We start from the raw sequence: 10,339 nt of genomic DNA on the forward strand, positions 1-10,339 counted from the left end.
ACCTGGCGCGAGATGGCGCGCCGCCGCGGCGTGCGCCTGCCGGATCTCAGCCGCCAGGGCACGTCCGTCGTCCCGCGCCGCAGCGTGGGTAAGGGTGCTGGTGCGCTCGGTTCCGCGCCGAGCGGTGCGCAGGTTCCGGGGCTTTCGCTTCTCGACGGCGGGGTTTCGGGCGCCACTGGGCGTTCCCCGCGTCCTGCTCGCGGCCGACCGACCGGCCTCGACGGACGTGCACTGCCGAAACCCAACCGCGTGACGTCCTTCGGCGCGCTCGTCGGCAAGGAAATCCGGCAGCGCGACTGGACCGAGCAGATGGCCTACGGCTGGGTGATGGGGAACTGGGAATCCCTGGTCGGCGCGAAGATTGCGCAGCACACGACGGTGGAGATGATCAAGGGCGGCGAGGTGCACATTTCCTGCGACACGACGGCGTGGGCCACGCAGCTGAAGTACATGCAGTCGACGGTGCTGCGTGCGGTTTCGGAGAAGGTCGGGCCCGACGTGATTACGAAACTGCACGTGTACGGGCCGAAAACGAAGTCGTGGCGGCACGGGCCCCTGCACGTCAAGGGCCGCGGGCCCCGGGACACGTACGGGTAAGGGTTTCGGGTGCGGGATTGGCACCTGTGGCGGGGATGCCTTTGTCTTTTATTGAAATGCGTCACATTGTTGATTCCGCGGATCTATGTGTGGGTCGCGCACATTGTTCCGCCGAATCCCATATGTAGCGCATTGTGAGAAAAGGTCATGCGTCGAAAAACAGGCGTGACGCGGCCTCTCGCGCGATTGGTCGCTTCCGTAGTTAGCCCCTACTAGGTGTAGAATGGGACGGGTTAAACCGCCTCAGAGCGCCGTTATCGCGCCGGGGCCGTAACTGAGAAGAGGAGCATCCGTTCACCGTGGCTGAGCAGCAACCGCATTACGACGCCTCATCGATCACCATCCTCGAGGGCCTCGAGGCTGTCCGCAAGCGCCCGGGCATGTACATCGGCTCCACCGGCGCGCGCGGCCTGCACCACTTGGTGTGGGAGGTCGTGGACAACTCGGTGGATGAAGCCATGGCGGGCTATGCGGACCGCGTCGATGTCAGACTTCTGGCAGATGGCGGCGTGGAAGTCGTGGACAACGGCCGCGGCATCCCGGTGGAGATGCACCCGTCTGGCGCCCCGACCGTGCAGGTGGTTATGACGCAGCTGCACGCCGGCGGCAAGTTCGACTCGGAGTCCTACGCGGTCTCGGGTGGTCTGCACGGCGTGGGTATCTCCGTCGTCAATGCTCTGTCCACCCGCGTGGAAGCGGACATCAAGCGCGAGGGCAAGCACTGGTACCAGAACTTCGAGAACGCGGTGCCGGACCCGCTGGAGGAGGGCGGCAACGCGCGCGGCACGGGTACGACGATCCGCTTCTGGCCGGACCCGGAGATTTTTGAGACGGTCGAGTTCAACTACGACACGATCGCCCGCCGCCTGCAGGAGATGGCCTTCCTGAACAAGGGCCTGACCATCACGCTCAAGGATGAGCGCGTCACCGACGAAGAGCTCGAGCTTGAGGCCATCGCCGAGGAGGGCGACACCGCCGCGGCGCTGGACGGCGATTCTTTCGACGATGACACCGTGACCCAGTCCGCCATGGAGGTGGACGAGGACGGCGACGGTAACCCGGTCGAGCCGGGCGATGAGGTGGCGCCGTCGACGAAGAAGAAGCGCGAGAAGAAGGTCACCTACCACTACCCGGACGGCCTGATCGATTACGTCAAGCACCTGAATAAGGGTAAGACGGCGATCCACCCGACGATTGTGGGCTTCGAGCAGAAGGGCACGGAGCACGAGGCGGAGATCGCCATGCAGTGGAACGGCTCCTACAAGGAGTCGGTGCACACCTTCGCCAACACCATCAACACGCACGAGGGCGGCACCCACGAAGAGGGTTTCCGTGCGGCGCTGACCACGCTGATGAACCGCTACGCCCGCGAGCACAAGCTGCTCAAGGACAAAGAGCCGAACCTCACCGGCGACGACTGCCGCGAGGGCCTCGCCGCCGTCATCTCCGTGCGCGTGGCCGATCCGCAATTCGAGGGCCAGACGAAGACCAAGCTCGGCAACACCGAGATCAAGGGCTTTGTGCAGCGCGCGGTGAACGAGAATTTGGCGGACTGGTTCGACGCGAACCCCGCCGAGGCGAAGACCATTGTGAACAAGGCGGTGCAGTCCTCCCAGGCGCGCCAGGCGGCACGCAAGGCGCGTGATCTCGTGCGTCGTAAGTCTGCGTCCGACCTCGGCGGCCTGCCGGGCAAGCTGGCGGACTGCCGCTCGAAGGACCCGGCGAAGTCCGAGCTGTTCATCGTGGAGGGTGACTCCGCAGGCGGTTCCGCAAAGGCCGGCCGCAACTCGCTCTACCAGGCGATTCTGCCGCTGCGAGGCAAGATCCTGAACGTGGAGAAGGCGCGCATGGACCGCGTGCTGAAGAACGCCGAGGTCCAGGCCATCATCACCGCGCTGGGCACCGGCATCCACGACGAGTTCGACATTGCCAAGCTGCGCTACCACAAGATCGTGCTCATGGCCGATGCGGACGTGGACGGCCAGCACATTGCGACGTTGCTGCTCACGCTGCTGTTCCGCTTCATGCCGCAGCTGATCGAGGAAGGCCACGTGTACCTGGCCAACCCGCCGCTGTACAAGCTGAAGTGGCAGAAGGGCGAGCCGGGCTTCGCATTCTCCGACGCGGAGCGCGACGAGCTGCTCGCCGAGGGCCTCGAGGCGAACCGCAAGATCAACACCGGCGACGGCATCCAGCGCTACAAGGGTCTCGGCGAGATGAACGCGAAGGAGCTGTGGGAGACCACGCTCGACCCGGAGACCCGCATCCTGCGCCGCGTCGACGTCGAGGACGCGCAGCGCGCCGACGAGCTCTTCTCCATCCTCATGGGCGACGACGTGGCTGCGCGCCGCAGCTTCATTACCCGCAAGGCGAAGGACGTGCGCTTCCTCGATGTCTAAGTCGCCCCTGGTCATCGCGCCGCCGGAAACGTTCCCCGCGGCGGATGCCAGCGCGCCGCGACAGCTCGTGGTTGTCATGCCCGGCATGGGCATGGAGGGCCGCTACTACCGCCCCATTGCGCAGGCGCTTGCCGACGCCGGCTTTCCCACCGCCATCGGCGAACTCCGCGGCCAGGGCCGCAGCCCGCAGAAGGCGACGCGCGCGAACCAGTGGGGCTACCACCACGTGGCCTCCGAGGACTTCCCGCAGACCATCATCGAGGCAAAGCGAGCTTTAGCGCTTGCCGACGATCACTCGGTGATCCTCCTGACCCACTCCATGGGCGGGCAGGTCGGCGTGCTCTTCATGGCGCGCCCCGAGGCGCGCGAGTTGAACGTGGTGGGTCTCCTCGGCGTGGGCGCCGGCAGCCCCTGGTACAGGGCGTTCCCGTGGCGCGACCGGCTGAAGTACGGCCTGGGCATCCAGACCATCTGGGCGTTCACCCAGCTCATCGGCTTTTGGCCGGGCGACAAGGTGAAGATCGGCGGTACGTGGGGCCGCCACCCGCGCACCTACATCAACGAGTGGGCGCGCATGAACCGCGCAGGTAAGCGTGGCGAGCTGGCCGGCGCCGACATCGACTACGTCGCGGCGATGGGCGAGATCGAGGCACCGGTGGTGCTCACGCGATTCACCAACGACCGCGACTGCACCGTCGCTTCCGCCGAAAAGCTGGCCGAGCCGGTCGCCAGTGCGCGTGTCGAGGAGCTCGACGGCGGGCTCGGGCACAACAAGTGGGCGCGCGAGCCGGAGATCGTCGTCAAGCGAATGCTCGAATTCGCGGAATCGCTCTAGCGCGCGTACTTCTCTACGATCTCGCCGAGCTCCGGCAGCACCGGGCCGACGATCTTGCCGGCCTTGCCGCGCATGGTGGAGTACATTTTCTGGATCGCGCCGGGGGCTTGGTTGACGGCCTTGTCGCCGGCGTCGAGCAGTGCGTTGACCACGTCGTCCTCGCGGCTGGAGAGGTAGCCGCCGAAGGTGTTCGGGGCCGCGACGTTGTCCGTGTCCACGCCCTGGTAACCGTCCCAGAACGGCTGCAGTTCGTCGACAATCTGCGGCATGCCCATGTTGATGGCCTTCGACACGGCATCAGCATCCGCTTTCTTCGCGGTGCCGATGGCGGCCTTGATGGTCATGCCGGTCAGGCCGGACTGGTTCTCAATGGTCTTCTCCACCAGTGCGGTGAGGTCGGCGACGACGCTCTCGCGGGTACCGGCATTGAGGAGGTTCTTCACGTTTGCATTCGTATCGGTCATGCGCGCCGAGTCTACCTGCGGAATGAGAAAAGCGGCCCGCGCTAGAAAGCTCGGTCCGCTTCGGGGTGTCGTAGTTCTTCCACCACAGCACCCTCATGAGTCACACAAGCCACTGCAACCACAACGGCCCCAACAGTAACACGCGTTACAGGTGGGGTCTATTCGGGGGTACGCCCCGGGTTAGTTGGTGCGCTCGGCCAGCCTGGCCTGCATGTTCTTCGCCTGTTCAAGCCACACGTCGACAGGGAAGATGCGGTCGCCTTCAGAGGAGCCGGGGAGGAAATCGAGGCCGTAGAACGCGGCGGAGTCGTCGACGAGCTGGCGCAGGGTTGGGGAAGCGTCGATAAGCAATTGGAGCGCAACCAGCGGGATCGCGATCCCGAGCGCGATGCTCAGCGGGGCGCTGCCGGTGTACGCGCTGCCGAGCGGGGTCTGGGCCGGGACGTCGATGGAGGGGTCGTTCGGGTCCATCCAGTAATCGTGCTTGGACGAGCCGAGGCTGGAGCCGCTGGACAGCTCGAAGATGCCTGCCTGGGCGTTGGCCGGGGCGGCGAGGGGGAGGGTCAGCGCCACGGCGGTGGCGGCGGCGAGGGCGCGGGTGCGAGTCATGGGGATAACTGTAGGCGACTACCCGTCTGCCCACCGCAGGTACACATCGCGCGCGATGGCGGCGAAGTCGGTGTTGTGGCTGGTGAGGGGCTTGAGGTGGAGGATTGCGTCGTAAAGCGAAAGCCCTGCTTCGCGCTCCGAGCCGCACACGGGGACGCCGTGGATCCGCGCGCCGGGGACGGCGGCGCAGGCGGCGAGGGCGGGGAAGGAGCGGATGCGGACCTTGTACGCGGCGCAGAACTCGTCGGCGATGGCGAGGAGCTGCTCGGGGGAGAGCGCGCGGGTCATGGGCGGGCCTGGCGAACGCGGGCTTCGGTCGCGCGGTACTCGGGGATGAGGTCGCGGGCGAGGGCGGTCACGGCGGCGTCGTCGAGAAGCCGGGATGCGGCGGCGACCACGGCGCGGCGGGCGGCCTCCTGCTTCGAGCACCCCCAGGCGGCGGCGAGGAGCACGAGCGCCTTGTCCTCGTCTGCGGTCAATCTCAGCGTCATAGCCATACCACTGTGATACCACTGCCGCTCCGGGATACGGCGCTCACGGGGGCTAGAATGCTTGGGGACGACTCGGAGAAAGGCAATCAATGAGTGATGACACGCTGAATGGTGACGGATTCGACCGGATCCATCCCATCGATATCAACGACGAGATGCAGACCAGCTACATCGATTACGCCATGAGCGTGATCGTGGGCCGCGCCCTGCCCGAGGTGCGCGACGGCATGAAGCCGGTGCACCGCCGCGTGATTTACGCCATGTACGACGCGGGCTTCCGCCCCGAGCGCTCCTACGTGAAGAGCGTGAAGGCCGTCGGCGAGACGATGAGTAACTACCACCCGCACGGCGACAGCGCGATCTACGACACCCTGGTGCGCATGGCCCAGCCGTGGTCCATGCGCTACCCGCTGGTGGACGGCCAGGGCAACTTCGGCTCCCCGGGCAACGACGGCCCGGCCGCTATGCGTTACACGGAGTGCAAGCTCACGCCCATCGCCATGGAGATGGTGCGCGACATCCGCGAGAACTCCGTGGACTTCATCCCGAACTTCGACTCGAAGACGCAGGAGCCGACGGTGCTGCCGTCGCGCGTGCCGAACCTGCTGATGAACGGCTCCAACGGCATCGCCGTCGGCATGGCCACCAACATCCCGCCGCACAACCTCACCGAGCTGGCGGAGGCGATCTACTGGATCCTGGACAACCCCGACGCGGACGACAAGACCACGCTCGACGCGGTGATGCAGCACGTCAAGGGCCCCGACTTCCCGACGGCCGGGCTCATCGTCGGCGACACCGGCATCAAGGACGCTTACACCACGGGCCGCGGCTCCATCCGCATGCGCGGCCGCACCGAGATCGAAGAGGTGGGCAAGCGCCAGGTCATCGTGATCACGGAGCTGCCGTACCAGGTCAACCCGGATAACTTCATCCACTCCATCGCGGAGCAGATCAACGCCGGCAAGCTCGCGGGCATCTCCGACATCGACGACGAGTCCTCGGACCGCATCGGCATGCGCATCGTGATCACCCTGAAGCGCGACGCGGTGCCGCGCGTGGTGCTGAACAACCTATACAAGCACTCCGCGCTGGAGACGAACTTCTCCGCCAACATGCTGAGCATTGTCGACGGCGTGCCGCGCACGCTGCGCCTGGACCAGATGCTGCGCTACTACGTGAAGCACCAGATCGAGGTCATCGTCCGCAGGACGCAGCACCGTCTCGACGAAGCCGAGAAGCGCGCCCACATCCTGCGCGGCCTGGTCAAGGCGCTCGACGCTTTGGACGAGGTCATCGCGCTGATCCGCAGCTCCGCCACGGTGGATGAGGCCCGCACGGGCCTCATGCGCCTGCTCGATGTGGACGAGATCCAGGCGAACGAGATCCTGGCGATGCAGCTGCGCCGCCTGGCCGCCCTGGAGCGCCAGAAGATCGTCGACGACCTCGCCGAGATCGAGCGCCAGATCGCCGACTACAAGGACATCCTGGCCAAGCCGGAGCGCCAGCGCGCGATCGTCGGTGAGGAGCTCAAGGAGATCGCCGACAAGTACGGCGACGAGCGCCGCACCAAGATCGTCGCCGCGACCGGCGACGTCACCGAAGAAGACCTCATCGCCCGCGAGAACGTGGTGGTCACCATCACCTCCACCGGCTACGCCAAGCGCACCAAGGTGGATTCCTACAAGAGCCAGAAGCGCGGCGGCAAGGGCGTGCGCGGCGCCGAGCTGAAGCAGGACGACGTGGTGAAGAACTTCTTCATCTGCTCCACCCACGACTGGATCCTCTTCTTCACCAACTTCGGCCGCGTATACCGCCTCAAGGCGTACGAGCTGCCGGAGGCGGGCCGCACCGCCCGCGGCCAGCACGTGGCCAACCTGCTGGAGTTCCAGCCGGAGGAGAAGATCGCCCAGGTGATCCAAATCCAGTCCTACGAGGACGCCCCGTACCTGGTGCTTGCTACTCGCGACGGCCGCGTGAAGAAGTCCCGCCTCACCGACTACGAGTCCGCGCGCTCCGCCGGCCTCATCGCCATCAACCTCAACGAGGGCGATGCCCTTATCGGCGCCGCACTCGCCGCCGATACCGACGACTTGCTGCTGGTCTCCGAGCAGGGCCAGGCGATCCGCTTCACTGCCGACGACGAGCAGCTGCGCCCAATGGGCCGCGCCACCGCCGGTGTGAAGGGCATGCGCTTCCGCGGCGACGACCAGCTGCTGGCCATGACCGTGGTCAAGGAGGGCGACTACATCCTTGTAGCCACCTCCGGCGGCTACGGCAAGCGCACCCCGATCGAGGAGTACAACGTCCAGGGCCGCGGCGGCATGGGCGTGATGACGTTCAAGTACACCCCGAAGCGCGGCAAGCTCATCGGCGCCCTCGCGGTTGACGAGGAGGACCAGATCTTCGCCATCACCTCCGCCGGCGGCGTGATCCGCACTGAGGTGAACCAGATCCGACCGTCGTCACGCGCCACGATGGGCGTGCGCTTGGTGGATCTTGCCGACGGCGTCGAATTGCTCGCGATTGACAAGAATGTCGAGGACGAGGGCGAGGAAGAGGCAACCGCAGTCGCAACCGGCCAGAAGACCATCGAGGAAGCCCAGGAGGCCACCGGGTCCGCCACGGGCTCCGCGGGTGCGTCGGCGGGTGCGTCGGGTGACGGCGCTGGCGACTTCAAGCTCGGTGTTTCCGGCGAGCAGTGGGACGACGACGACCCGATCACCGAAGGCATCACCAACGCGTCCGAGGACGAGGAGTAACCCATGGCTGCACGCAAGGTGGCCGTGAAGCACATCTCGGTCGGCTCCGTGTTCAAGGTGGCGACGATTCTGTCGCTCATCGGGTTCGTCGCCTGGATGATCGGCGCCACCATCGTGTACTACGGCCTCGAGCGCGCCGGGGTTGTGGAGTCGATGAACTCCCTCATCGGCGGCGTGGGCGGCGACCAGGTGATCGACATGACCCTGGTGCTTTCCGGCGCCGCGCTGCTGGGCCTCATCGGTGTGGTGTTCACCGCCGTCATGGCACCGCTGATGACAGTGATCTACAACTCCATCGCCGACCTCGTCGGCGGGATCGTGTTCACCATGTCGAACCGCGTGAAGTGACGCTGACCAGGCGATTTGGTGCGGGATAGCAACCTGAGTAAGGTTCTATCTCGTGCTAAGGGCCTATAGCTCAGTCGGTTAGAGCGCATCGCTGATAACGATGAGGTCGCAGGTTCGATTCCTGCTAGGCCCACTGCAACTAGTCTAGACTGGTTGTGGCACGGGGCATTAGCTCAGTTGGTAGAGCACCTGCTTTGCAAGCAGGATGTCAGGAGTTCGATTCTCCTATGCTCCACAAAACAGAAACCCCTGGTTGATTGTGACCAGGGGTTTATTCTTGCTTGTCCTACTCGCCGAGAAGGTCGGTGATGAGCGCACGGACTTTGGCGTCGATGTCGTCGCGGACCAAGCGCATGCGCTCGCTGCCTTCGATGCCGCGTTTCGACGGTTCGTCGGTAAGCCAACGCTCCAGCGTTCCCCGTGCGTCGGAAGGCATTTCCAGTTGTGCTTCCTCGCCGATGAGGATGACGCGGTCTGCGGTGCGCAGCAGTTCAGGGGAGATGGGCTTGGGGTGCCCTGCCGACATGTCGGCGCCGACCTCGGCGAGTGCTTTGATCGATTCCGCGTTGAGGGACGTGCCCGGCTGCGTGCCTGCGGAGGAGACGTCGATGCGGCCGCCCGCGTGCTTGGCTGCCAACGACTCGGCCATTTGGGATTTGCCGCTGTTGCGGACGCAGATGAACAGGACCTGGGGAGTGGGTTGCATGGGTGCGGGACCTTTCTAGGAGGATGGGGTGGTTGCTGGCTGGGTGGCGGGCAGCGTTGGGTCGCTTGGGAAGAGTTTCGGGCCGAGCCAGCGCATGGCGTACACGAGGCCGACGAGCACTGGGATTTCGATGAGCGGACCGATGGTGCCTGCGAGTGCCTGGGCTGATGTGGCGCCGAAGGTGCCGATCGAGACGGCAATCGCTAGTTCGAAGTTGTTGCCCGCCGCCGTGAAGGAGACGGAGGCTGCCTGCGCGTAGCCCATGCCGGAAGCTTTGGACACGACCAGCGCGATGGCGAACATGCCGACGAAGTAGCACAGCAGCGGCAGGGCCAGCGTTGCCACGGTTAAGGGACGAGCTACGATCTCCTTGCCTTGCAACGAGAACAGCAAAACGATGGTGTAGAGCAGGCCGATCAACGCGAGCGGCGAGATGGCTGGCAGGAAGGTGTTCTCGTACCAGGTGCGCCCACGAGTCTTTTCGCCGATGATTCGGGACGCGAAACCCGCGAGGAGGGGGATACCGAGAAACACGAGTACCGACCCGACGATGGACCAGAACGAGAACTCTGCCGAGGTGACGGGCAGCCCCAGCCAGCCGGGAAGAACTTGCAGGTAGAACCACCCGAGCACCCCGAACATGGCCACCTGGAAAACGGAGTTGATGGCGACGAGTACCGCCGTTGCCTCTCTGTCGGCGCAGGCGAGATCGGACCACACGAGGACCATGGCAATGCAGCGCGCGAGGCCGACGATGATCAACCCGGTGCGCAGTTCAGGCTCGTTCGGGAGGAAGATCCAGGCGAGCGCGAACATGAACGCCGGGCCGACGATCCAGTTCAGGACGATCGACACGGCCATCAACCGCTTATCCGTTGCGATTTCGAGCGTTTTATCGAAGCGGACCTTGGCAAGCGGCGGATACATCATGACGAGCAAACCCAGCGCAATGGGGATGGAAATCCCGCCGACCTCAGCGCGCTCCAGCACCTCTCCGAGCTGCGGCTGAAGCGTCCTGGTTTTCGTTCCGCTTATTGAACGCCCAACGGTTGGGCGTGTGATTGTTGATAGTAGGCGTCTTCCATCTCTTGTGGGGTGATGTATCCCAATGACTCGTGCAGGCGGTGG

At 65.2% G+C, this 10,339-nt stretch carries 11 protein-coding genes and 2 tRNA genes; 7 read left to right on the top strand and 6 right to left on the bottom strand.

Annotated features, from left to right (window positions below):
- The first annotated feature begins 12 nt into the window (after positions 1 to 12).
- From M5J20_RS09825 to M5J20_RS09835, 3 genes are all read left to right on the top strand, one after another.
- Complete coding sequence (locus tag M5J20_RS09825) at positions 13 to 597, top strand: DciA family protein (RefSeq protein WP_253579145.1); 585 nt, start codon at positions 13 to 15, stop codon at positions 595 to 597.
- 299 nt (positions 598 to 896) lie between these two features.
- On the top strand, positions 897 to 2,996 hold the full coding sequence (gyrB, locus tag M5J20_RS09830) for a DNA topoisomerase (ATP-hydrolyzing) subunit B (RefSeq protein WP_253579119.1): 2,100 nt from the start codon (positions 897 to 899) through the stop codon (positions 2,994 to 2,996).
- Positions 2,989 to 3,831 carry an alpha/beta fold hydrolase gene (locus M5J20_RS09835; protein WP_253579121.1) on the top strand — a complete coding sequence of 281 codons (843 nt, stop codon included), beginning with the start codon at positions 2,989 to 2,991 and terminating at the stop codon, positions 3,829 to 3,831. The genes gyrB and M5J20_RS09835 overlap by 8 nt, the downstream gene beginning before the upstream one ends.
- On the opposite strand, the gene M5J20_RS09840 is transcribed toward M5J20_RS09835, so the two are convergent.
- From M5J20_RS09840 to M5J20_RS09855, 4 genes are all read right to left on the bottom strand, one after another.
- Positions 3,828 to 4,295 carry a DUF6918 family protein gene (locus M5J20_RS09840; RefSeq protein ID WP_253579123.1) on the bottom strand — a complete coding sequence of 156 codons (468 nt, stop codon included), beginning with the start codon at positions 4,293 to 4,295 and terminating at the stop codon, positions 3,828 to 3,830. The genes M5J20_RS09835 and M5J20_RS09840 overlap by 4 nt on opposite strands.
- 180 nt (positions 4,296 to 4,475) lie before the next feature.
- Positions 4,476 to 4,904, bottom strand: a complete 429-nt coding sequence (locus M5J20_RS09845; RefSeq protein ID WP_253579125.1) for a hypothetical protein — start codon at positions 4,902 to 4,904, stop codon at positions 4,476 to 4,478.
- Between the two features lie 18 nt (positions 4,905 to 4,922).
- Complete coding sequence (locus tag M5J20_RS09850; protein WP_253579127.1) at positions 4,923 to 5,192, bottom strand: TetR family transcriptional regulator; 270 nt, start codon at positions 5,190 to 5,192, stop codon at positions 4,923 to 4,925.
- Positions 5,189 to 5,401: a CopG family transcriptional regulator gene (locus M5J20_RS09855; RefSeq protein ID WP_253579129.1), complete on the bottom strand. Its 213-nt coding sequence runs from the start codon at positions 5,399 to 5,401 to the stop codon at positions 5,189 to 5,191. Before M5J20_RS09855 ends, M5J20_RS09850 begins: the two co-directional genes overlap by 4 nt.
- A gap of 83 nt (positions 5,402 to 5,484) precedes the next feature.
- On the opposite strand from M5J20_RS09855, the gene gyrA reads away from it, so the two are divergent.
- The 4 genes from gyrA (at position 5,485) to M5J20_RS09875 (ending at position 8,740) form a co-directional block, all read left to right on the top strand.
- Entirely contained in the window at positions 5,485 to 8,157 is a 2,673-nt protein-coding gene (gene gyrA, locus M5J20_RS09860; RefSeq protein ID WP_253579131.1) for a DNA gyrase subunit A, read from the top strand.
- 3 nt (positions 8,158 to 8,160) lie between these two features.
- A complete protein-coding gene (locus M5J20_RS09865; RefSeq protein ID WP_253579133.1) occupies positions 8,161 to 8,505 on the top strand; it encodes a DUF3566 domain-containing protein in 345 nt (114 codons plus the stop codon).
- Between the two features lie 59 nt (positions 8,506 to 8,564).
- Positions 8,565 to 8,638 (top strand) — tRNA-Ile (locus M5J20_RS09870).
- 29 nt (positions 8,639 to 8,667) lie between these two features.
- Positions 8,668 to 8,740 (top strand) — tRNA-Ala (locus M5J20_RS09875).
- A gap of 51 nt (positions 8,741 to 8,791) precedes the next feature.
- Here the strand turns inward: M5J20_RS09875 and M5J20_RS09880 are convergent.
- A complete protein-coding gene (locus M5J20_RS09880; protein WP_253579135.1) occupies positions 8,792 to 9,211 on the bottom strand; it encodes an arsenate-mycothiol transferase ArsC in 420 nt (139 codons plus the stop codon).
- 15 nt (positions 9,212 to 9,226) lie between these two features.
- A complete protein-coding gene (gene arsB / locus M5J20_RS09885) occupies positions 9,227 to 10,246 on the bottom strand; it encodes an ACR3 family arsenite efflux transporter (protein ID WP_367614957.1) in 1,020 nt (339 codons plus the stop codon).
- Positions 10,247 to 10,339 lie beyond the last annotated feature (93 nt).

The organism is Corynebacterium stercoris, from assembly GCF_024160105.1.
GTDB lineage: Bacteria > Actinomycetota > Actinomycetes > Mycobacteriales > Mycobacteriaceae > Corynebacterium > Corynebacterium stercoris.

Excerpts from the sequence above, each read along its gene's own strand:
- M5J20_RS09825 (WP_253579145.1), top strand. The coding sequence starts at position 13 with ATGGCGCGCCGCCGCGGCGTGCGCCTGCCGGATCTCAGCCGCCAGGGC.
- M5J20_RS09835 (WP_253579121.1), top strand. The coding sequence starts at position 2,989 with ATGTCTAAGTCGCCCCTGGTCATCGCGCCGCCGGAAACGTTCCCCGCG.
- M5J20_RS09840 (WP_253579123.1), bottom strand. The coding sequence starts at position 4,295 with ATGACCGATACGAATGCAAACGTGAAGAACCTCCTCAATGCCGGTACC.
- M5J20_RS09845 (WP_253579125.1), bottom strand. The coding sequence starts at position 4,904 with ATGACTCGCACCCGCGCCCTCGCCGCCGCCACCGCCGTGGCGCTGACC.
- M5J20_RS09850 (WP_253579127.1), bottom strand. The coding sequence starts at position 5,192 with ATGACCCGCGCGCTCTCCCCCGAGCAGCTCCTCGCCATCGCCGACGAG.
- M5J20_RS09855 (WP_253579129.1), bottom strand. The coding sequence starts at position 5,401 with ATGGCTATGACGCTGAGATTGACCGCAGACGAGGACAAGGCGCTCGTG.
- gyrA (WP_253579131.1), top strand. The coding sequence starts at position 5,485 with ATGAGTGATGACACGCTGAATGGTGACGGATTCGACCGGATCCATCCC.
- M5J20_RS09865 (WP_253579133.1), top strand. The coding sequence starts at position 8,161 with ATGGCTGCACGCAAGGTGGCCGTGAAGCACATCTCGGTCGGCTCCGTG.
- M5J20_RS09880 (WP_253579135.1), bottom strand. The coding sequence starts at position 9,211 with ATGCAACCCACTCCCCAGGTCCTGTTCATCTGCGTCCGCAACAGCGGC.